This is a genomic window from Pontimicrobium sp. SW4, assembly GCF_039954625.1.
Classification (GTDB): Bacteria; Bacteroidota; Bacteroidia; order Flavobacteriales; family Flavobacteriaceae; genus Pontimicrobium.
The window spans coordinates 953,333-974,573 of record NZ_CP157199.1 but is presented as its reverse complement, the minus strand read 5'-3'; the positions used below and the strand labels follow the sequence as shown (position 1 = coordinate 974,573).

The following is a 21,241-nucleotide window of genomic DNA, read 5'->3' as shown; positions in this document are numbered from 1 at the left end:
TAGAATAACACAAATTAATTATGGAAATGCAACAGTTTCATTATGATAACAAAATCGTTACCAAATTCCTTTATGCTACAATAATTTTTGGAGTTGTAGGGATGCTTGTAGGGCTCATAGTAGCCTTATTGTTTTTGTTCCCTAACATGACCAATGGTGTATCATGGCTAAGTTTTGGTCGTCTAAGACCCTTACATACTAATGCTGTAATTTTTGCCTTTGTTGGTAATGCCATGTTTGCTGGTATTTACTATTCGCTTCAACGCTTATTAAAAACGCGTATGGCGAGTGACCTTTTAAGTAATATTAACTTTTGGGGATGGCAATTAATAATTGTTGCAGCCGCAATTACATTACCAATGGGGTTAACAACCTCAAAAGAATACGCAGAATTAGAATGGCCAATAGATATTGCTATTGCACTAGTTTGGGTAGTATTTGGTATAAATATGATTTGGACTATTCTAAAAAGAAGACAACGCCATTTATATGTTGCAATTTGGTTTTATCTAGCAACCTTTGTTACTGTTGCTGTTCTACACATATTTAATAGTTTAGAGCTACCTGTTTCTGCAATGAAGAGTTATTCGGTATATGCTGGAGTTCAAGATGCGCTTGTACAATGGTGGTATGGTCATAACGCAGTCGCATTTTTCTTAACAACACCTTTCTTAGGATTAATGTATTATTTCGTGCCAAAAGCTGCTAACAGACCTGTGTATTCATATAGATTATCTATAGTACACTTCTGGTCATTAATATTCTTATACATTTGGGCTGGACCACATCATTTATTATATACTGCCTTACCAGATTGGGCACAAAATTTAGGTGTTGTATTTTCTGTGATGCTTTTAATGCCTTCTTGGGGTGGTATGATTAATGGTTTATTAACGTTAAGAGGAGCATGGGATAAAGTTAGAACAGACCCTGTTTTAAAATTCATGGTAGTCGCTATTACTGGTTATGGTATGGCAACATTTGAGGGACCAACATTATCACTTAAAAATGTAAACGCTATTGCCCATTATACAGACTGGATTATTGCTCACGTTCACGTTGGTGCTCTTGCTTGGAACGGCTTTATGGCATTTGGTATTATTTATTACTTAATTCCTAAACTATTCAAAACAAAGTTATTTTCTAATGGTTTAGCTAATTTACACTTTTGGTTAGGTACTCTTGGTATCATTATTTACGCATTACCAATGTATGTTGCAGGGTTTACGCAAGCAAGTATGTGGAAACAATTTAATCCTGATGGAACCTTAGTATATGGTAACTTCTTAGAAACTGTAACCGAAATTATGCCAATGTATTGGATGAGAGCTATTGGTGGTACTCTGTACTTAGTTGGTACTTTAATTTTAGTTTATAATATTATTTTAACTGTTAGAAAATCCGGAAATAAAGTTCAAGATGAATTAGCTGAAGCTCCTGCTTTAACTAGAGTATCTAAAAAACGTACTGCTGGTGAAGGGTGGCATACATGGATTGAAAGAAAACCTGTTCAATTAACACTTTTAGCTACAGTAACTATTTTAATTGGTGGTATTGTACAAATTGTACCAACTATTATGGTAAAATCTAACATTCCAACTATAAGTAGTGTACAACCTTATACACCTCTAGAATTAGAAGGTAGAGATATTTACATAAGAGAAGGTTGTAATACCTGTCACTCACAAATGATTCGCCCTTTTAGAAGTGAAGTAGAACGTTATGGAGAATATTCTAAAGCTGGAGAGTTTGTATACGATCACCCATTCCTTTGGGGAAGTAAACGTACTGGGCCAGATTTAGCGAGAGAAGGAGTCGGAGGAAAAACAATTGGTGGTAGGCCAGATTCTTGGCACTTTAAACACATGTATGACCCACAAAGCACCTCATCTGGTTCAATCATGCCACGCTATCAGTGGATAACAAGAGATGAACTAGATAAATCACTTACTGAAAAGAAAATGTCAGCCATGGTAACACTAGGTGTTCCATATACTGAAGAAGATATTGCTAATGCACAAGAAAACATGCTTATGCAAGGAAAGTTAATTGAGCAAAATTTATTAACTGATCCCGATTTAGCAACTTCATTTAGTGATGACAGAGCTAAAAAAGGAGACGAGTTTATAGAAGTTCATAATAGGGAAATTGTCGCCTTAATTGCTTATTTACAGCGTTTAGGAACTGATATTAAAGTAAAAGCAGATCAACAATAATCAAAATTTAGAGTTATGCTAAAATATATAAAAGACCATATGGAGAGCATCACAGGAATAGAAATCTATCCTATTATCTCCCTACTAATATTTTTTACCTTTTTTATGATTCTTTTTTGGTGGGTGATTTCTGCTAAAAAAGACTATATACAAACTGTTAGTAACATTCCATTAGACAACCAAAACAACGACATATTATGAGACATCTAATTCCTTCATACATAAGAATTCCAGTTATATTCTTTATAATTTTTGGAATTGTAGAATACATGATAGATTCTGGAGAAAAACCAGCATTTATAGAATATCCAGCTGTTTCGCTGTTCTTATTCTTAGTCCTATTAATACTAATAGCCATTGAAGCTATTATTGGAGCGTTAGAGAATGTCATGCTTCAAAAAATGGACAAAGAGGCAAAAGCACGATTTTTAGCAGAAAAAAATAATGCCTTTGAGTTTAAATGGGTTAAAAAAACATACAAGAAACTATTAGGTAGTAAACCTATTGAAGAAGAAGGAGAAATTATTCTTGACCATAACTATGATGGTATAAAGGAATTAGATAATTCTTTACCACCATGGTGGGTTTACTCTTTCTACATATCTATAGTATTTGCAGCAGTATATTTACTAAGATATCATGTTTTTGATGGACCAACTCAAATAGAGGAATTTGAAGCAAAAATGGTTCAAGCAAAAGCTGATGTAGAAGAATACAAAAAAACTGCAAAAAATTTAGTAGATGTAAATACTGTAACAATGTTAACTGATGATGCCGATTTAAGTGCAGGTAAAGCTATTTGGGATACTAATTGTGTTGCCTGTCATTTAGCCGATGGTGGTGGTAGTATTGGACCAAACATGGCAGATGAATATTGGATACTTGGTGGTGGTATAAAAAATGTATTCCAAACCATTTCTGAAGGAGGTAGAGACGGTAAAGGTATGATTGCTTGGAAACAACAATTAAAACCATTAGAAATGGCACAAGTAGCAAGTTATGTATTAACACTACAAGGTACAACACCAGCAACTCCGAAAGCCCCAGAGGGCGAAATATGGGTTGATAATAGTGCGCAAACTGAAGACAACAACTAATTATAGATTACATTGGAAGCACCCAAAAACGAAACCTTTCGAGATTCCATAGGCACCATCACAAAAGATGGTAAACGCGCTTGGGTGTTTCCAAAAAAGCCTAGTGGTCGCTTTTATAATTACCGTAAATATGTTAGTTATTTTCTATTATTATTTCTAATATCTTCGCCATTTATAAAGGTTAATGGAAATCAATTCCTAATGTTTAACATTATGGAAAGACGTTTCAATATTTTTGGCTTTCCTTTTTGGCCACAAGATTTTCATCTCTTTGTAATCTCAATGATAATTGGTGTAGTATTTATTACACTTTTTACTGTTGTTTTTGGTCGTATTTTTTGCGGATGGATTTGTCCTCAAACCATTTTTATGGAAATGGTTTTTAGACGTATTGAATATTGGATTGAAGGAGACAGAGGAAAGCAAATTAGGCTTAAAAAACAGCCTTGGACCAAAGAAAAAATTAGAAAACGTGGACTAAAGCTCATCGTTTTTTTAATCATTTCCTTTTTAATTGCTAACGTGTTTTTAGCATATTTAATTGGCAGCGATAGTCTTATTCAATACATTGTTGACGGCCCATCATCCCATTTAAATACACTTATATCATTAATTATTTTTACAGGTGTTTTCTATTTTGTTTTTGCTTGGTTTAGAGAGCAAGTATGTGTTATCGCTTGTCCTTATGGAAGATTACAAGGTGTATTATTAGATACAAAATCAATTGTGGTCGCTTATGATCATAAAAGAGGTGAAGGAGAAAATGGTAGAAAAAAATTTAGAAAAAATGAGGATCGAGCTGCTCTTGGTCATGGAGATTGTATAGATTGTATGCAATGTGTACATGTCTGCCCAACAGGAATAGATATTAGAAATGGCACACAGCTAGAATGTGTAAACTGTACAGCTTGTATAGATGAATGCGACCATATTATGGATAGTATAAACCTCCCAAAAGGATTAATTCGTTATACAAGTGAAGAAAGTATAGAGAACAAGACAAAGTTTAAACTTACAGCAAGAGTTAAGGGTTATATTGCTGTATTATTCATATTAACTGGTGTCCTTATAGGTATGTTATTCTTAAGAAATGATGTAGAAGCTAGAGTCCTTAGGCTTCCTGGTCAGTTATATGAGCGTAAGGATAATAACATTATAAGCAATGTGTTTACCTATAAGCTCGTAAACAAAACAACTGAGGAGATTAAAAATGTCAACCTAAAGTTGATGTCGCATGATGGTACTATCAAGCTAGTGTCAACGCATGATGTATTTGTAGTTCCAGCACAAGGAATGACTGAAGGAACCATATTTATAGAAATTGATAATTCCAAATTATCTGGAGATAGAAATACTATTAAAATTGGCGTTTATGCCAATGATAAGCTTATTGAAACAACAAGTGCTAACTTCTTAGGACCCAGAAGTTATAATTAAAAAGACTAAAGAACTATGAAACTAAATTGGGGAACAGGAATTGTAATAGCTTTCATTTGCTTTATAGCTTTTATACTATACTTTGTAGTTAACATGATTACTAATGATAAATACAATCATGATTTAGTTACCGAAGATTATTATAAAGCTGAGCTAGAATATCAACAAGATATTGATAAGGAAAATAATTCAAAAACTTTAACTAAAAATATTACCTACAAAAAAACCAATGAAGGATTGGTTGTGTATTTCCCAGAAGACTTGCAGCCAGAAAAAATTAAAGGAAAATTGTTCCTATATAGACCATCTAACAAACAATTAGATTTTGAAACTACACTTTCATTGTCTAAATCAAATTTGCTCATACCTGACAAGCGTTTGGTAGATGGTCGTTGGAACATTAAAATAGATTGGCAATATAACGGAAAATCTTATTTATTTAAAGAAGACTTAGTTTATTAATATGTTACTTTCGGCTTTAGCATTAGGACTATTAGGAAGTTTTCACTGTGTTGGCATGTGTGGACCCATAGCTTTTATGCTACCTGTTGATCGAACAAATTCTACTAAAAAGCTATCTCAAATTGCTATCTATCATTTTGGTAGACTTTTATCTTATGGTATTATAGGTTTAATTTTTGGTCTAGTAGGTAAAGGGCTTTACATATTTGGTATCCAACAGCAATTATCTATTGCTATTGGAGTATTAATGATTTTAGTTGTCTTGATTCCTTATAAAACTTTTAATAAGTATAATTTCTCAAAACCTATTTATAAGCTTATTTCTAAAGTGAAAAATGCTTTAGGAAAAGAGTTACAAAAGAAAACTCCAGACACATTTCTAACCATTGGATTTTTAAATGGTTTTTTACCTTGCGGTCTAGTCTACATGGCAGTTTTTGCAGCGATTGCATCTGGAAATGCGCTCCAAGGCAGTTTGTATATGCTTGTTTTTGGTCTTGGCACAATTCCTTTAATGACAACTGCTATATACTTTAGTCAGTTTTTAAAAGGTAATATTAGGCAACGTATTCAAAAAGTAATACCAGTTTTTGTAGTTATTATAGGTATGTTATTTATCCTTAGAGGTCTTGGTCTTGGAATTCCTTACCTCTCTCCTGCTCCTATGCAGGATATGGCTAATACAGCAATGGATTGCTATATCCAATAGCGTTCTATTGCTACGATAAAAAATTAATTATAACAAATTTAGCTCTTCTTTAAAAAATAACTTAACTTTATTAATCTCTCTTCAACTAAAATAATTGTGTTCATTCACTTAGAATGTGTATGTTTTTGGTAAAATAGAGAGTATGAAAAGAACTATAATAATTGAACAATTCTTGAAAGAAATTGAAAGCTTAAATAACAAAGTAGATAAACTTAAAGTATTTGAAACTAATGCACGCGACAAAACTAAAACTTTAGATGTATCTGAATTAAAAAGTTTTTCTTGGTTAGAAAACTCCCCCGTTTGCACTAAAATTGTTGATTTAGATTTTAATCTACAATACATGAGTCGATCTGGAATAGACAAGCTTAAAATAGGTGATATCTCTCCTTATTATGGAAAACCGTACCCATTGAGTTTTTATTCAGATTCTTTCAAAATTCCAATGCAGGAATGTCTTCATACTGTAAAAAAAACCAAAGCCCCAATTACGCAAGAAGCATCAATTTTAGATTCTGATGGAAACGAACTTTGGTTTCAGTCTACATTAATTCCAATTAAAAACATTCAAAATAATATAGACTACTTCATGATTGTCTCGCTTGACATAACCGAAAGAAAAAAAGTTGAGCAATCAATTATCAAGACCAAAGAATTTAATGAAGCTTTACTAAATACAACTCCAGATATAGTATATGTTTATGATTTGATTGATCATAAAAATGTTTATAGTAATGATGGAAATATGAAAATTTTAGGTTATTCCCAACAAGAAGTTCTTGATTTTGGAAAAAATCATCTTTCCAATCTAATGCATCCTGAAGATTCTGAAGTCTATAAAAACGAAATATTGCCTCAATATCAATCAGCTAAAGATGGGGCTATTATTGTATTTGAATATAGAGTAAAACATAAAAATGGTAATTGGCACTGGTTACAATCCAGAGAATCGGTTTTTAATCGTAATAAAGGAAAAGTGACTCAAATTATTGGAGTTGCGGACGATATAACTAAACGAAAAAAAGCAGAAGAAAAATTAAAAACAACTAAAGAACGCTTAAAAAGTACGTTCAATTTATCGCCAAGTATTATAGCATCAGTTAATATAAAAACGGGGTATTTTACTGATGCAAGTGCAGCAGTAACTAGAATTTTGGGGTATACAGTTGATGAATTCACTTCAATACCTTTTATAAAACTTATTCATCAAGAAGATATTGAAAAAACTAAACATGCTGTATCAGAAAAACTAAAAGGAAATGATGTTGCTTCATTTGAAAATAGGTATTTATGTAAAAATGGTACATACAAATGGATAGCATGGCAAGGAACAAAACCAGATGAAAACGGTATAATAACTGCTATTGGTTCAGATTTAAGCGATAAAAAGCAAGTTGAAGAAGATTTAAAAAAGAGTATTGAAGAGCTAGAAAAATATCGTCAACAACTAGAAACCGAAAATGTACTACTAAAAAAAGAAATCTCTCTTTCCTTTAACTATGAAGATATGGTTTATAGTAGCGAAGAGATTAGTAATGTTTTAAATCAAGTAGAACAAGTGGCTAAAACTGATGCTACAGTACTTATATTAGGGGAAACTGGAACAGGAAAAGAGTTAATTGCAAAAGCAATACACAAAACAAGTTCACGCAAAAACAACTCATTAATTCGTGTAAATTGTGCCGCAATACCATCTGAACTTATTGAAAGTGAGTTGTTTGGACATACAAAAGGGTCGTTTACTGGTGCTATTGAGAACAGAATAGGCAAATTTGAATTAGCAGACGGTGGTACAATATTTTTAGATGAAATAGGAGAATTACCGTTAGCATTACAACCAAAACTTTTGAGAGCCATTCAAGAAGGTGAAATTGAACCTATAGGAAGTTCCAAAATTCGAAAACTAGATGTTAGAATTATTGCAGCTACCAACAAAGATTTAAAAAAAGAAACTGAAGATAAAAGCTTTAGAGAAGATTTATACTTTAGATTAAATGTCTTTCCAATAACTATCCCTCCTCTACGAAATAGAATTGAAGATATTCCTGTATTAATAGATCACTTTGTAAATAAATACTCCAAAAAGCATGGAAAAGTAATAAAATATATTACAGATTTAACCTTACAACAAATGAAATCCTATGCTTGGCCTGGAAACATTAGAGAATTAGAAAATGTTATAGAACGTGCAGTAATAGTTTCTAATCAAGACCTATTAATAATTCAAGAATTTGATAATTCATCTAGTAATATAGCCGCCATTAAAAATCATACTGCCTCACTAGATGAAGTACAACGTAATCATATTATTAAAGTTCTAAATGAAACTCAATGGACAATTGATGGTCATCAAGGAGCTGCTATAGTATTAGGACTAAAACCGAGTACATTAAGAGATCGAATGAAGAAACTTGGTATTAAAAGACTTTAGTAACATCCACGAAATACCGTGACTTTACAAATTTTATAACTTTAATCACGGTATTTCGTGGATATGTGTTTTTGTAGTAAAAAATGCACACTGCTGTTTACCAGTTTCTTAACTAAAATATGCTATCAAAAAACACCTTTGGCATTCAATTTGCTTTACGATAAAGGTAAAAGAACCTATTTTATACAATTTGTTGGATTAATATCAATTGACAACGTATTAAAAATCCCTAACAAATTAATTAAAACGAAAAAGTGAGTATGTAGATACTCACTTTTCTTTTTTTGCGAAATATAAATTATTATATCTAGGCTAATAATATCAAATCATAAATGTTATCACTGGTAGTGGTGAATGATTTGCAATATCTTCTCCTATACTTCCTGCAAAGAAATGAGAAATACCCTTTCGGCCATGAGTTGGAATTGCTATAATATCTGCACCTACTTTATTAGCATAATTCATTACACCTTGTTCCACTGTGTAATCAGCTTGATAAGCAACATCATTAAGTCTATCTAAGTTGCCGTCGGCTGTCAATAAAAATTCAGCGATTTTTTTCTCAATCTCAACAGAGCTTTTAAAATGTTCATTTGGCAAGTTCACATACAATAACAATAGTTTTGCTCCTAATGCTTCAAACATACTTGTAGCATTTAAATAAGGACGTATGTTTTCTTCTTCAAAATTTGTAGCAAATATTGCTGAGCTAAAATTCACATCTTTTATCTCGTTTTTTATAACTAATACAGGAATATCCGAATTTCTAACCACTCGCTCTGTGTTAGAGCCTACAAAAAATTCTGTAAAACCACTTGTTCCATGAGAGCCCATTACAATAAGACTAGCATTATGCTCTTTAGCTACATCATTTACCTCACTAAACACTTTGTAGTGCTTAACAATTGGAGTTACATTAACATCATTTAAATAATCTTTATTTAAGAACGTTTCAAATTTTTGTTCAACTATTTTTAAAAAGAAAACTGCCTTTTGTTGTTGTTCGGAATCACTTTTTGTAAGAATAACATCCGACATTTCTAACATGTGCAATACCAAAAGTTCTGAATTGGTTTTCTTTGCGAGTTTTGCAGCTGTTTTTAAAGCATACTCTGAGTGTTTTGAAAAATCTATGGGTACGATAATTTTTTTCATAATAGTTTTTTTAGTGTTTTGTTAAATTGTCATCGAAAATAATTGCGTTTCTGGTTTTTTACGCTGCAACAATACGTCAAAAGCCATACAAATATTTCTAACAAACGGATAGCCTTTCTTTGTCACAGTAATACTAGTATCACTAATATTTAATAAACCATCCCTTTCCATTTCTTTCAACTTTATAATTACTTCTGGAAGTTCATTAAAATAAAGATACTTATTTTTCCAAGAGGTATTAAATTGACACATAAGGTTTAAAATATGTTCTCTAATAATGAGATCCTCTTTATTTAAAATATGCCCTCTATAAACTGGTATAATATCTTCTGAAATTAAATGATAATATTCTTCTATTCCTTTTACATTTTGCGCAAAGCCATACCAACTATCACTTATAGATGACACACCCAAACCAATCATAGTTTGAGTTTTACTAGCTGTGTAGCCCATAAAGTTTCTATGTAAGTTTCCTTCAATCATAGATTGATATAAACTATCAGAAGGCAATGCAAAGTGATCCATTCCTATTTCATTATAACCAACTTCACTTAATAACACTTTACCAACTTCATATTGTTCACGTTTTAAATCAGCATTTGGCAAATCATTATCTTTAAAACCACGTTGTCCATTTCCTTTTATCCAAGGCACATGCGCATAGCTATAAAATGCGAGACGATCTGGTAATAATTCTTTAGTTTTTAAAATAGTATGCTTTACATGATCTAAAGTTTGAAAAGGTAGTCCAAAAATTATATCGTGTCCAATAGATGTATAACCAATTTCTCTAGCTAATTCTGTAGCTCGTTTTACATTTTCGAATGGCTGAATTCTATGAATTGCCTTTTGTACTATTGGATTGTAATCTTGGACACCATAACTAACACGTCTAAATCCAACATCGTAAAGAGCTTGTAAATGCTCTTTTGTTGTGTTATTAGGGTGACCTTCAAAACTAAATTCATAACCATCTGCGAGAATCCCTTTTTTTAAAATGCCATTAATCAATACTTGGAGATTTTGCGGACTAAAAAATGTTGGCGTACCTCCACCAAGATGAAGTTCTTTAATTTTGGGTTTACTACCTAACAAATCACAATATAACTGCCACTCTTTTAAAACTGCAGTAATATATGGTGACTCTACTTCATGCCTTTTGGTGATACGTTTATTACATCCACAAAAAGTACAAAGACTCTCGCAGAATGGTAAATGAACATATAGGCTTATACCTTCACTATCATTACTTTCATTAAACGACTTAATTAAAGATTGTTTCCAATTTAACAATGAAAATGTGCTAATATCCCAATATGGAACCGTAGGATAACTTGTATACCTTGGTCCAGCCACATTATACTTTTTTACTAATTCACTATGCATACCTAACTTTTGTTAAAAACAAATTTAAAGTAACCAAGTACTATAAAATATGATATATGTCATATCGCATATTTGCAAATAGATAAATATTACTTAACTTTCGCTTTTAAATAAAAACCTATTTACCATGAAAAAATTATCTGTTTTTACTTTAGCACTTACTATAGCTTTTGCTACAGCTTGTAAATCTGACAAAAAAGAAACAAATGCTACTGAAACTGAAGTAGAAAACACTGATAAAACAGAAGAAACTACCAATCAAAAACCATATGATGGTGGCGATTTATGGGTAACCCTTAATGCAAAAAGTGGAAGTTCAGTAAAAGGTACTGCCGTTTTTGAAAACAAAGGAGAAAGTGTAAGTATGCTATTAACAGTAAGTGGTTTAGAACCTGGTGAACACGCAGTTCATTTACATGAAAAAAGTGATTGTTCAGCTGAAGATGGTACTTCAACTGGTGGACACTGGAATCCTACTGGACAACCACATGGAAAATGGGGAGCAGCCGAAGGATATCACAAAGGAGACATAGGGAATTTTACTGCAAGCGAGAATGGAAAAGCAACATATACATTTTCAACTGACGAATGGTGTATTGGTTGTGGTGATGAGACCAAAGACATTCTAGGAAAAGGTATTATTATTCATCAAGGAACTGACGATTTTACTACGCAACCAACAGGTGCTGCAGGTGGAAGAATAAGTTGCGGTGGTGTAATTCAATAAATTTAAACCAGTTTATAAAAGAAGCTGCTTTTGCAGCTTTTTTTATCTCTAAACCTAAAAAGAAACTTAATGAACCCTTCTGCTAATGGATGGATATTAAAATTGCAAACTATAATTTCTGAAAATTCGGATTTCCTAAATTATAGATCAGCAGATTTTTACTGTAGTTTAAAATCTGCTGGTTTTATATATGGTAGTAATATTAGTGCTGTAAAAAATATTGTAGAAAAAAAGGATCTTTCTAACGAAGAACTAAGCAAGATTAATCTATTCCTTACTTTGCAACATGTATATATAAAAAGTGGAACTACAGTCCCTATTCTAGAAAGTCTTATAAACTTCTACAAAAAAATCAAAGTATATAAACTGTCCTTTTTTGGCAGTTTGGTAAACAGTAAATATTCATTAAATACTCTTGAAAGAATTATACATAAACGTGTTCAAATTGACGATAATATTCTTACCAAAAATTTCAACTATTTTATAATAAACGCATTACTATTTGTAGATGCGTTAGCATATCATGAGTATCTAACTCGTGGCGTAGTTTCAAGTGATTATATAAAAAAGTTAGAAGCTTCAATTGAAACAATTATACTAGAAGTTTTAAATACTAAAACATATAAAACGAAGCATGACAAGAGTTTAATAAAGCTAGTTGAAGCTTCATTACGCTTCGGTGATAGCGCAAACATTTCGTATGAAGAAGCTATAAATAATCTCATCACAAACTATGAAAAATGGTATTTACTAGACATAGCATGTATGGCTACTTGGAGTGATAAAATTATTGATCCAAAAGAGCAACAGTTTTTATATAAACTAGGAAATGATTTAAAATTAAAGACTAAAATAGTTAATAACTCTATTACTACTGTAAACAATTTTTATACAAAAAACAAAGGTGATATTACCCTTTTAAGCTCTAGCAACATAGTTAAGAATTTCTATGATAATTCTAGTAAAATGGTTTCAAAACTTATATCACGTAATAAAAAGCGCTTACAAAAAGAACTCGTTCAGAGCAAAGAACTTGTAAAACTCATTGGGCAATCTACTGTAAGAGATTTAAGTAAAACTGAACAAAAGCAGTTACAAGAACAATTAATTGATATCATTAAATCTATACCTAGTCTTGCAATTTTTATGCTTCCAGGTGGCGCATTATTATTACCTTTATTTATAAAATTTATTCCAAAATTATTACCTTCTTCTTTTGATGATAATAGGATTGAAGAATCTTAATTTTTTATATTAAAACGTGTACCTTTACTTAATGGGACTTACAAACAATGACATTTTCAAAAAACTTCGAGTGGCGCATAAACTGCGTGATGACGATATTGTAAAAATTTGTGCTTTAAAAGATTTTAAAGTCACAAAAAGTGAATTAGGAGCCATTTTTAGAAATGAAAATCATCCAAAATACATGGAATGTGGCGATCAATTTTTGCGTAATTTTCTTGATGGACTCATCATACATTTACGAGGTCCAATGCCTTCTAAAGAAGAAAATAAATCAAACAAATAGCCTTTTAAAATATGGATAAGCATACAGATGGTTTTGAAACTCTTGATCCTCAAGATTGGGAACAATCAAAAGCCTTAATGCATCAAATGGTTGAAGATGCTTTTGACTATGTTAAAAACATTAGAGATCGAAAAATTTGGCAAGAAATGCCTGATGATGTTCTTAAAACGTTTGAGTCTCAAATACCTCAGCAACCAAGTGATGCAGAAAGCGTGTATCAAGATTTACAAAAAAACGTACTACCCTATCCCATGGGAAATGTGCATCCGCGTTTTTGGGCTTGGTATATGGGAAATGGAACTATTTCTGGCGTTATGGGAGATTTTTGGGCATCTATTATTAATCCAAACCTTGGAGGTGGAAATCATGCAGGACACAAAGTTGAAGAGCAAGTTGTAAATTGGATTAAAGAAATAATTGAATTCCCAAAATCGTCCAGTGGACTTCTGGTAAGTGGTGGTTCTATGGCTAATTACGCTGCTCTATCTGTAGCAAGAAATGTTAAAGCTGGTTACGATATTCGCTCAGAAGGGTTAAGAGAAAATAATTTAGTCTTTTATGCATCAACCGAAGTTCATAGTTGTAATACGAAAGCTGTTGAACTTTTAGGTTTAGGAACTAAAGGGCTTAAAAAAATTGCTGTTAATGATGATTATACAATTAACATTAAAGCTCTTAAAAATCAAATAGCTGAAGATAAAGCTAACGGATTGCAACCTATTTGCATTATTGCTACTTCTGGTACTGTAAACACTGGAGCTATTGACGATTTAAATGCCATTGCTGATATATGTGAAAAAGAAAATCTTTGGTTTCATGTAGATGGTGCTATTGGTGCCATAGCAATGCTTTCAGATACACTTAAACCACAACTTAAGGGTATTGAGCGTGCAGATTCTGTAGCCTTAGATTTGCACAAATGGCTACACATGCCTTTTGAAGCTGGTTGCGTAATTATTAAGGATAACGAGGCACATAAAAAAACCTTCTCACTAATTCCAGAATATTTAGCCAAAAACACACGTGGTTTAGCATCAGGAGACAATTGGTTTAGTGAATATGGCTTACAGCTCTCAAGACGATTTAGAGCTTTAAAGATTTGGATGTCACTTAAAGAGCATGGTAGTAAACGTTTTGGCAGAATGATAACTCGTAATGTTCAACAAGCTTACTATTTAGGAGGTTTAGTTAATAAGCATACAGATTTAGAACTCCTTGCTCCCATTGGTATGGACATAGTCTGTTTTAGATATAATCCTGGAGGAAAAACGCTAGATGAGTTAAACGCCATTAATAAAGAGATTAAATTACAACTGGAAGAACAGGCCATTGCATTACCAGGTTATACAACGCTAAATGGTGCGTATTGTATCCGTTGCGCTATTTCTAGCCATCGCGTTACTAATGAAGATTTTAATGTACTTGTAGAGAATGTTTTAAGATTGGGAAAGGAATTGTAATGGTTAATTAAAAACTATGAAGGTAAAAGTGGAAAGAACACCAAAAACCGAAGGGATTAAATATGCACTTCCACAAGTAAACTTTACTGATACTTTTTCAACTACAAATCATCTTGACAGTTTAAGCATAATATCAAAATTGGTTTTTGGAACAATGCCAAAATGGGTTGGATTTTTGATGAAGATTAGAAATAATATTGTCAAAGTATTTGGTTTAAAAACAGAAAAACCCGAAGATTATCATCCAGAATTTAAAGTTGGTGGCTATGTTGGTTTTTTTCAAATTTTTAGCATCCAGCATAACGAAATAATACTTGGAGCTGATGATAAACATTTGAATTTTAGAGTAAGTATATATAATTCTAACGAAAATCAATTCAATATTAAAGTCACTACTTTAGTTGAATATAACAATCGCTTCGGAAAAATTTATATGTTTATCGTAAAGCCTTTTCATCACTTTATTGTAAAAAAATGGTGAAACAAGCCTATAAATCAGGTTTATGAATGGCTAAGTAGAATAACAAAAATGACTGCACAAAACTGTATAAAATTGATTGCTCGAGCAAGTTAACTTTGGAAAATCTGCAAGGATTTTGTATTCGGTTTGTATTTGCTAAATTAGATGTTTAATCCAAGTAACTAACCTTATACAAATACGTTACCAGCAATTAAAACCAACACTCTAAAAACAAAATAAATGGGATTATTTGACAAAATATTTGGAAAAAGTAATACAATAAGAGTTCAATTCATTGATTTGTCAAATGGAAATGTTATTGGAGTTTGAGAAATGCCCCCAGAACAACTTCCTGAGACATTTGAAATTCAAACAACAATACACTTAAATGATGAGGATTGGTCAATTGAAGAAGCAATTCCTGCACACTCAAAAGAATTCCTTCAATCAAAGAACTTAACTTTAAAAATGAATAAAGTTGAGAAAATGAATCCAAAAGATATTTGGTATACAACACCAACTATTTCTAATGAATTTCCTCAAACAATTAAAAAAACAAAAGAAACAGAAAACGACATATTAATTCACGAAGACGATTATCAACAGAAAGAATTTTTAAACGTGAATTCATTATCACAAATTAAAGAAGATATTAACGCTATTAAAGATATTTGGGTAAATCACAGCAAAAAGAGCGAAGAACACACATTGTTTAAGAATTGTCATCTCAGAAAAACAATCAGTTCACCTAATTTGTCAATAAGTTTCAATGAACTGAAAAATTTATTAAAATTCGATTCATTTGGACAAGTAATTATCAATGGAGAAATTCTTGTAAATGGTTTTGCATTTAAAACAGAAAACACTGTTTATTTTGGAACATTTAATGACGACAAGGTAATTCAACTTTGTGTTTCACAATGGAATGATAATACGAAAAATGAAATTTTAAAGATTAATAAAGAATTCAATTTACTATTTGTGGATTGGTTTAATTGCAACTTAATTGAAAATGATTAGCGAAAAATAACAAATACCAGTGCGCGTTTTAACCCAACTATCAAAAAATCATACAACCTAAAATAGCCTAATTTATGAATTACCACGGAAAATCCTTTGCTCCCATAACAAATTCTGAAAATGGAGAAACATCCAAAGAAACTATTTTTAAATACCAACAAATAGGCAATATTTTAACCTCTGAATACTCTGGTGGAAAAATAAAGCAAGGACATTTAATTGGATTAGTAGATGAAAAAGGCAACATAGAAATGAGGTATCATCAAGTAAATATAAATAACGAATTAATGACTGGAGTTTGCAGCTCTAAGCCAGAAATATTAGCCAATGTAAAAATAAGGCTTCATGAAAATTGGAAATGGACTTCGGGAGATAAATCTGAAGGGAAATCTATAATTGAAGAATTGTAAAAAATATTTAAATTTACAGTTCCAAACTATTAAATAATACCATAAACATGCAACATAAAGCACTAAAAATATTTTTAAGATTAGCCATCGCTCTTAGCTTCTTATCTGCAGTCGCAGATCGATTTGGTTATTGGGCAAAAGATATTTCGGTATGGGGAAATTGGGATAGTTTTTTAGGTTATACCGAACTTATTAATCCGTGGGTACCTAGCAGTATGATATCTTTTGTAGCCATATTTGCAACAGGTGCTGAAGTGTTGTTTGCATTAGCTTTATTATTAGGGTTTAAAACTGAGCTATTTGCCAAACTAAGCGGTTATTTAATGCTCATATTTGCTTTAGCAATAACGTTTTCTACGGGAATTAAAGGTGCTTTTGATTATTCGGTTTTTACGGCTTCAGCTGGAGCATTTGCTTTAAGTACTATGAAAGAAAAATACCTAGAATTAGATTTATTATTTTCTAAGAGTAAGAGCTAAAGCTACAACAAATGAAAGGCTCTTCAAGTAATAAAATTTACTCCAACCAGTCTTTAAAATCTTTTACACGCTCACGTGCTACAATAACCTCTTGTTCGTTATAATTATTGAGTTTTATTTGTAGTCGAGAATTCGTATAACTCACCATATCTTTAATGGCATTTATATTAACGAAGAATTTACGATTAATTCTAAAAAATGTATGTGGTTCTAATTCGTTTTCAAGATTTTCTAAAGTTGTATCTAACAAGTAATTTCTACCTTCAGATGTATGCACATAGGTGCCTTTGTTTTCGCTATACACACACTCAATATCTTCAATATTAATAAGTTTTAAATGTTGTCCAACCTTCACTGAAAAACGCTTCTTGTATTCGCGCTCTATAGGATTTACCAATAGGTTTTTAATATCGTTAAAATCTAAAGTAACTGCTTGTTGTTTTGGCAAACGTTCTTTAAATTTTGAAACAGCTTTTGCTAGATCCTCTTCATCAATAGGTTTTAATAAATAATCTATACTATTAAGCTTAAAGGCTTGTAAAGCATATTCGTCATAAGCTGTGGTGAAAATAACTGCAGATTGAATGTTTATACTCTCAAAAATTTCAAAAGATAATCCATCACTCAACTGTATATCTAAAAAAATAAGGTCTGGATGTGTATTATTCTTAAACCAATCAATAGATTCTTCAACCGAATGTAACATAACTTCAGCTTCGATGTCTAAATTGTTTAACATACGCTGTAAACGTCTTGCTGATGGCTTTTCATCTTCTATAATAATTACTTTCATTATTTTAAGTTTAATTTTTTAGCATTCTTATTAATAATTCTTGCTCCTATTGCTATAGTCATAAATGTTGCTAAAGCAACCATCCACCAGAAATCTTTCATGTTACTCGTAAAACGTGTACCAATTTCTGACCAAAGTGCTGCATACAAACCAACCACAGACCAACTCATAAAATAGTAATGTGCTGTTAACCAATTTTTATATCTTTTCCATGCAGCATACATACCTCCTAAAACAGTAAGCAAACTTACTATAGCAAAGAAATGAAACAGACTAAAACCGCCAAAATTGATAATAAAAAAGGAACTTAAATTTAATGTCAACATCGAAATAACATACACATAGCCTATTCGCTTATGAAACAATGTGCCTTTTACATTTAACACTACAACTGTTCCTGTTATTAAAGACATAACCGCTGTAATAAAATGAAACCAACCAATATTACTATGTATAATGTCGTTGAGCATTGTTATAGATTTTGTTCTTCATTCATAAATTCTTCAATCTTTCTATCTTCATATGCTTTACTAAATAGTATTTTTCCTTTAAAAACAATCCAAGCATGGATAAATACGCCTATGCTCCATGTTATCATAATATTTAGAATTGCCCAAACAAAAATGTTTAAGCTTTCGTCTTTCTCTAACATAATTAGGTTAAACATCAATGCAACATTTACAATTAAAAAGAAAAGCAGATGAATATAAAACCTCCTAAGCGACTTAACTTTTCTCTTTGCCTCTAGATACTTTTTATTCATAATGTTTATTGAAAGCGTTGGTGTTCTTCCTTATCTTTATCCATATACTCTTTAATCTTTTTTTCTTCCCAATTCTTACCAAACATAAATCCTGGTCCAAATACACCCAAGAAGTGGAAGAACAAGCCTATCCCCCAAAAAAATGCTGTTGCAAAAGTACCAAACTCCCATATAGTTTCTCCTTCATCTTTATTTACAACTATAATTATTATTAAAAATGTATTAACAACTATATATGATGCTAAGTGCCAATAAAAGCCCACTAGTTTATCTAGCTTTTTTTTTGCTCTTATATACACTTCTTCTTTTTCAAAATCATACCTTGATTGCTTATCGTTGTATGGTTCTATATTATATTTTTCCATGATCTTTAATTAAAATTATTGTGTTTATCTTCTTCCATGTATTGCTTTATTTTTTCTTCCTCCCAATTATTTCCTAGTATTAATGGTAAAACAAAAACAGCAAAAGCATGCATGGTTAGGGCAACTCCCCAAAACAACCAATTTGCAGAAAAACTAAAATCAAAAAAAGTATCTGCAAATGATTCTCCATTTCTAAGGTTTATAACAATTCTAATTGCAGAAATAAGGCAATTTACTACAATATAAACTCCAAGATGTGAATAAAATGCTCTTAGTTTTTCAACACGCCTTTTTGCACTCAAAAATGCACGTTCTTTATCGGGATAATTCATAATATTCAATTTTAGTTCCAACGGTTTTTCTCTTCTTCTTCACGCATAAACTTTTCAATTTTATTGCGTTCCCAATTGCGTCCTAATACGCCATCGTTTACATATACTTTATAAGCGTGAAATGCGATTCCTATTCCCCAACCAAACATTGGAAACCAAAACCATTGAAAGCCCCAAAATGTCCAGTAATTAATAAATATCAAAAACGGAATTACAACAATGTATGATATGACTCCGTAATAAAACTCTTTTACTTCCTCGACATGTTTACGTGCTCGAACATAACTGTCGTCAAATTGATTATTTGTTCGTGTTCTCATGACTGATATTTGTTTTGTAAGCATTGGTATTGCAACTGCAAAACTATCTGCTTGTTGATTGATGTTTACTTTTTTATCGGTTAATAAATTGTAGCGTTGGCGTATATTATCCAATCCAACACCACTACTCTTCTTTACTATTTGTTTTGTTTGCAAATTGTTTTCAACTACTAACATATTGTTAGATTCATAAATTTTAATATGCAAAGGTTTGCTGGTTGTTACCATGTTGTGCTTTACTGCATTCTCCAATAATAATTGTAACGCTAATGGCACAACCTTAGCTTCTGGGTTTGATGCACTTTCTGGAATTTCAAAAATAATACTGTCTTCAAAACGCATTTTCAATAACGACATATAGGTTTTTGCAAATTCTAATTCTTCATCAACCGTTACCAACGCTTTACTTTTTTGTTCCAATACGTAACGATATACTTTAGATAAAGCAGTAGTGAATTTTTGTGCACTTTCTGGGTTTTCATCAATTAGACTAGTTAATACGTTTAAACTATTGAATAAAAAATGTGGATCTAACTGATTTTTTAAAGCATCAAACTTAGCACTTGCTGTTCCTGCAATAACCTTTTGTTCTTTAATCTTGTTTTTTTGTAATTGCTGATAGAAATACACAGCATGAAAAAACAGTGAAATAACTAGAGTGATTAATAAAGCACTAAAATAAAATTCTGGTCTTTCTGTACTAATGAACTCATCAAAAGTTTCTCCTTCAACAACCATTTCAATAAAAGCTCTAACAAAAAATATGGTAATGAGCGTAATAATTACTGAACCAAAAAAACCAAGAGCTATCCTATATTTTTTATAACGATTCCAAACAACATCTACATTTATATAATCAAAAAAATAGGAGTTAACAATACTTAAAGGAACGGCATACAACATGTAATAAAAAAATGTTCGGTAGAAATCATTATCAATCATTATTTCGTATCCAGAAAAATATCGAATTGTTTGATCTATAAGCATAATAACAATACCTACAATAATTCCAGATGCAATAGTTTTAAATAATTTCTTCATGTTATTCTTTTATTCTTATTTCACTTACTCTTTACAAGAAGCAAGAACTTGTTCAGCTCTCTCTTTTCCCCAACTTGGATAGAATGGAGTTTCTGGTTTAAAGTTAGCAAAAAGTTCTAAGGCTCTTTCAATATCCTTACAAAATGGCGTTGTGTCTTGTCCAAAAAAGCTTGCACTTCCCATATCCCATTCCGCTTTATTTAATAATACTCTTGGGTTACTTGGATCTATCTCTTTAGCCTGCTGATATATAGCTGCTACTTTTGGTGCTAATGTCATACCATAAGTCGCGCCATCATAAGCTACATATACAGTATGTAATAAAGCTTGCATAATCATAATTTCTGGATTATTCTTAGAAATTGCCGTAGCGTCATTAATTAAATCTTGTGCTTTTTTTAATTGAGAATCTAATTTGTCTTTGTCTTTTATTTCAAAGCCTTGTAAAATTAAAACTTGTGCTGCATAATATGGTGGTAACCAATTATCTGTTTCGGCTGCAGCAATGCGTTCAAATAAATTTGAAGCTTCAACTGGGTTTGTTCCCCAAAGTTCAAAGGCTTTTTGCATGCCTTTTTCATAGTTTGATTGTGCAGTTCCTACAGCAGAAACTAATATCAATGTAATTAATAGTAATTTTTTCATGA

The 21,241-nt window shown here is 31.5% G+C and carries 24 protein-coding genes; 15 read left to right on the top strand and 9 right to left on the bottom strand.

Features of this window, described 5'->3' with window-relative positions:
• Positions 1-20 precede the first annotated feature (20 nt).
• From ccoN to ABGB03_RS04630, 7 genes are all read left to right on the top strand, one after another.
• A complete protein-coding gene (ccoN, locus tag ABGB03_RS04660; protein WP_347925248.1) occupies positions 21-2,216 on the top strand; it encodes a cytochrome-c oxidase, cbb3-type subunit I in 2,196 nt (731 codons plus the stop codon).
• Between the two features lie 15 nt (positions 2,217-2,231).
• Positions 2,232-2,417 (top strand): CcoQ/FixQ family Cbb3-type cytochrome c oxidase assembly chaperone, encoded by a 186-nt coding sequence (locus tag ABGB03_RS04655; protein ID WP_347925246.1) that lies wholly within the window; start codon positions 2,232-2,234, stop codon positions 2,415-2,417.
• The gene (locus tag ABGB03_RS04650; protein ID WP_347925244.1) at positions 2,414-3,313 is read left to right on the top strand and encodes a cbb3-type cytochrome c oxidase N-terminal domain-containing protein; all 900 of its coding nucleotides are present in this window, start codon (positions 2,414-2,416) and stop codon (positions 3,311-3,313) included. The genes ABGB03_RS04655 and ABGB03_RS04650 overlap by 4 nt, the downstream gene beginning before the upstream one ends.
• A gap of 12 nt (positions 3,314-3,325) precedes the next feature.
• A complete protein-coding gene (gene ccoG, locus ABGB03_RS04645; protein WP_347925243.1) occupies positions 3,326-4,750 on the top strand; it encodes a cytochrome c oxidase accessory protein CcoG in 1,425 nt (474 codons plus the stop codon).
• Between the two features lie 15 nt (positions 4,751-4,765).
• Positions 4,766-5,212: a FixH family protein gene (locus tag ABGB03_RS04640; RefSeq protein ID WP_347925242.1), complete on the top strand. Its 447-nt coding sequence runs from the start codon at positions 4,766-4,768 to the stop codon at positions 5,210-5,212.
• A 1-nt stretch (position 5,213) separates the two neighbouring features.
• Complete coding sequence (locus ABGB03_RS04635; RefSeq protein ID WP_347925240.1) at positions 5,214-5,921, top strand: sulfite exporter TauE/SafE family protein; 708 nt, start codon at positions 5,214-5,216, stop codon at positions 5,919-5,921.
• A gap of 142 nt (positions 5,922-6,063) precedes the next feature.
• Positions 6,064-8,352 (top strand): sigma 54-interacting transcriptional regulator, encoded by a 2,289-nt coding sequence (locus tag ABGB03_RS04630; RefSeq protein WP_347925239.1) that lies wholly within the window; start codon positions 6,064-6,066, stop codon positions 8,350-8,352.
• A 321-nt stretch (positions 8,353-8,673) separates the two neighbouring features.
• On the opposite strand, the gene ABGB03_RS04625 is transcribed toward ABGB03_RS04630, so the two are convergent.
• On the bottom strand, positions 8,674-9,507 hold the full coding sequence (locus tag ABGB03_RS04625; protein WP_347925237.1) for a universal stress protein: 834 nt from the start codon (positions 9,505-9,507) through the stop codon (positions 8,674-8,676).
• Positions 9,508-9,528: 21 nt separating this feature from the next.
• Positions 9,529-10,893, bottom strand: a complete 1,365-nt coding sequence (gene hemN / locus ABGB03_RS04620) for an oxygen-independent coproporphyrinogen III oxidase (protein ID WP_347925235.1) — start codon at positions 10,891-10,893, stop codon at positions 9,529-9,531.
• A 127-nt stretch (positions 10,894-11,020) separates the two neighbouring features.
• Between hemN and ABGB03_RS04615 the strand changes: the two genes are divergently transcribed.
• From ABGB03_RS04615 to ABGB03_RS04580, 8 genes are all read left to right on the top strand, one after another.
• Complete coding sequence (locus ABGB03_RS04615) at positions 11,021-11,620, top strand: superoxide dismutase family protein (protein ID WP_347925234.1); 600 nt, start codon at positions 11,021-11,023, stop codon at positions 11,618-11,620.
• Positions 11,621-11,689: 69 nt separating this feature from the next.
• Complete coding sequence (locus tag ABGB03_RS04610; RefSeq protein ID WP_347925233.1) at positions 11,690-12,865, top strand: LETM1-related biofilm-associated protein; 1,176 nt, start codon at positions 11,690-11,692, stop codon at positions 12,863-12,865.
• 31 nt (positions 12,866-12,896) lie between these two features.
• Entirely contained in the window at positions 12,897-13,151 is a 255-nt protein-coding gene (locus ABGB03_RS04605) for a DUF1456 family protein (protein WP_347925231.1), read from the top strand.
• Positions 13,152-13,162: 11 nt separating this feature from the next.
• Entirely contained in the window at positions 13,163-14,611 is a 1,449-nt protein-coding gene (locus ABGB03_RS04600; RefSeq protein WP_347925229.1) for an aminotransferase class V-fold PLP-dependent enzyme, read from the top strand.
• A gap of 16 nt (positions 14,612-14,627) precedes the next feature.
• Positions 14,628-15,092 carry a DUF2867 domain-containing protein gene (locus ABGB03_RS04595; RefSeq protein ID WP_347925228.1) on the top strand — a complete coding sequence of 155 codons (465 nt, stop codon included), beginning with the start codon at positions 14,628-14,630 and terminating at the stop codon, positions 15,090-15,092.
• Positions 15,093-15,404: 312 nt separating this feature from the next.
• Positions 15,405-16,091 carry a hypothetical protein gene (locus tag ABGB03_RS04590; RefSeq protein WP_347925226.1) on the top strand — a complete coding sequence of 229 codons (687 nt, stop codon included), beginning with the start codon at positions 15,405-15,407 and terminating at the stop codon, positions 16,089-16,091.
• A 74-nt stretch (positions 16,092-16,165) separates the two neighbouring features.
• Positions 16,166-16,501, top strand: a complete 336-nt coding sequence (locus ABGB03_RS04585) for a n-acetylglutamate synthase (protein WP_347925225.1) — start codon at positions 16,166-16,168, stop codon at positions 16,499-16,501.
• Positions 16,502-16,548: 47 nt separating this feature from the next.
• Positions 16,549-16,980: a DoxX family protein gene (locus ABGB03_RS04580; RefSeq protein WP_347925223.1), complete on the top strand. Its 432-nt coding sequence runs from the start codon at positions 16,549-16,551 to the stop codon at positions 16,978-16,980.
• Between the two features lie 37 nt (positions 16,981-17,017).
• On the opposite strand, the gene ABGB03_RS04575 is transcribed toward ABGB03_RS04580, so the two are convergent.
• The 7 genes from ABGB03_RS04575 to ABGB03_RS04545 are packed head-to-tail and all read right to left on the bottom strand — an operon-like array spanning position 17,018 to position 21,239.
• A complete protein-coding gene (locus tag ABGB03_RS04575) occupies positions 17,018-17,773 on the bottom strand; it encodes a LytTR family DNA-binding domain-containing protein (protein WP_347925221.1) in 756 nt (251 codons plus the stop codon).
• The gene (locus ABGB03_RS04570) at positions 17,773-18,243 is read right to left on the bottom strand and encodes a DUF2306 domain-containing protein (protein WP_347925219.1); all 471 of its coding nucleotides are present in this window, start codon (positions 18,241-18,243) and stop codon (positions 17,773-17,775) included. The genes ABGB03_RS04575 and ABGB03_RS04570 overlap by 1 nt, the downstream gene beginning before the upstream one ends.
• Positions 18,244-18,245: 2 nt before the next feature.
• The gene (locus ABGB03_RS04565; RefSeq protein WP_347925217.1) at positions 18,246-18,536 is read right to left on the bottom strand and encodes a 2TM domain-containing protein; all 291 of its coding nucleotides are present in this window, start codon (positions 18,534-18,536) and stop codon (positions 18,246-18,248) included.
• 5 nt (positions 18,537-18,541) lie between these two features.
• Positions 18,542-18,901 (bottom strand): 2TM domain-containing protein, encoded by a 360-nt coding sequence (locus ABGB03_RS04560; protein WP_347925215.1) that lies wholly within the window; start codon positions 18,899-18,901, stop codon positions 18,542-18,544.
• Positions 18,902-18,906: 5 nt separating this feature from the next.
• A complete protein-coding gene (locus ABGB03_RS04555) occupies positions 18,907-19,233 on the bottom strand; it encodes a 2TM domain-containing protein (RefSeq protein WP_347925213.1) in 327 nt (108 codons plus the stop codon).
• An 11-nt stretch (positions 19,234-19,244) separates the two neighbouring features.
• Positions 19,245-20,594, bottom strand: coding sequence for a histidine kinase (locus ABGB03_RS04550; RefSeq protein WP_347925211.1), 1,350 nt, complete (start codon positions 20,592-20,594; stop codon positions 19,245-19,247).
• A 24-nt stretch (positions 20,595-20,618) separates the two neighbouring features.
• On the bottom strand, positions 20,619-21,239 hold the full coding sequence (locus tag ABGB03_RS04545; RefSeq protein WP_347925209.1) for a hypothetical protein: 621 nt from the start codon (positions 21,237-21,239) through the stop codon (positions 20,619-20,621).
• Positions 21,240-21,241: the final 2 nt, after the last annotated feature.

Coding starts and splice junctions, on each gene's coding strand:
- ccoN (WP_347925248.1), top strand. CDS start 21: ATGGAAATGCAACAGTTTCATTATGATAACAAAATCGTTACCAAATTC.
- ABGB03_RS04655 (WP_347925246.1), top strand. CDS start 2,232: ATGCTAAAATATATAAAAGACCATATGGAGAGCATCACAGGAATAGAA.
- ABGB03_RS04650 (WP_347925244.1), top strand. CDS start 2,414: ATGAGACATCTAATTCCTTCATACATAAGAATTCCAGTTATATTCTTT.
- ABGB03_RS04640 (WP_347925242.1), top strand. CDS start 4,766: ATGAAACTAAATTGGGGAACAGGAATTGTAATAGCTTTCATTTGCTTT.
- ABGB03_RS04635 (WP_347925240.1), top strand. CDS start 5,214: ATGTTACTTTCGGCTTTAGCATTAGGACTATTAGGAAGTTTTCACTGT.
- ABGB03_RS04630 (WP_347925239.1), top strand. CDS start 6,064: ATGAAAAGAACTATAATAATTGAACAATTCTTGAAAGAAATTGAAAGC.
- ABGB03_RS04625 (WP_347925237.1), bottom strand. CDS start 9,507: ATGAAAAAAATTATCGTACCCATAGATTTTTCAAAACACTCAGAGTAT.
- hemN (WP_347925235.1), bottom strand. CDS start 10,893: ATGCATAGTGAATTAGTAAAAAAGTATAATGTGGCTGGACCAAGGTAT.
- ABGB03_RS04615 (WP_347925234.1), top strand. CDS start 11,021: ATGAAAAAATTATCTGTTTTTACTTTAGCACTTACTATAGCTTTTGCT.
- ABGB03_RS04610 (WP_347925233.1), top strand. CDS start 11,690: ATGAACCCTTCTGCTAATGGATGGATATTAAAATTGCAAACTATAATT.
- ABGB03_RS04605 (WP_347925231.1), top strand. CDS start 12,897: ATGGGACTTACAAACAATGACATTTTCAAAAAACTTCGAGTGGCGCAT.
- ABGB03_RS04600 (WP_347925229.1), top strand. CDS start 13,163: ATGGATAAGCATACAGATGGTTTTGAAACTCTTGATCCTCAAGATTGG.
- ABGB03_RS04595 (WP_347925228.1), top strand. CDS start 14,628: ATGAAGGTAAAAGTGGAAAGAACACCAAAAACCGAAGGGATTAAATAT.
- ABGB03_RS04590 (WP_347925226.1), top strand. CDS start 15,405: ATGCCCCCAGAACAACTTCCTGAGACATTTGAAATTCAAACAACAATA.
- ABGB03_RS04585 (WP_347925225.1), top strand. CDS start 16,166: ATGAATTACCACGGAAAATCCTTTGCTCCCATAACAAATTCTGAAAAT.
- ABGB03_RS04580 (WP_347925223.1), top strand. CDS start 16,549: ATGCAACATAAAGCACTAAAAATATTTTTAAGATTAGCCATCGCTCTT.
- ABGB03_RS04575 (WP_347925221.1), bottom strand. CDS start 17,773: ATGAAAGTAATTATTATAGAAGATGAAAAGCCATCAGCAAGACGTTTA.
- ABGB03_RS04570 (WP_347925219.1), bottom strand. CDS start 18,243: ATGCTCAACGACATTATACATAGTAATATTGGTTGGTTTCATTTTATT.
- ABGB03_RS04565 (WP_347925217.1), bottom strand. CDS start 18,536: ATGAATAAAAAGTATCTAGAGGCAAAGAGAAAAGTTAAGTCGCTTAGG.
- ABGB03_RS04560 (WP_347925215.1), bottom strand. CDS start 18,901: ATGGAAAAATATAATATAGAACCATACAACGATAAGCAATCAAGGTAT.
- ABGB03_RS04555 (WP_347925213.1), bottom strand. CDS start 19,233: ATGAATTATCCCGATAAAGAACGTGCATTTTTGAGTGCAAAAAGGCGT.
- ABGB03_RS04550 (WP_347925211.1), bottom strand. CDS start 20,594: ATGAAGAAATTATTTAAAACTATTGCATCTGGAATTATTGTAGGTATT.
- ABGB03_RS04545 (WP_347925209.1), bottom strand. CDS start 21,239: ATGAAAAAATTACTATTAATTACATTGATATTAGTTTCTGCTGTAGGA.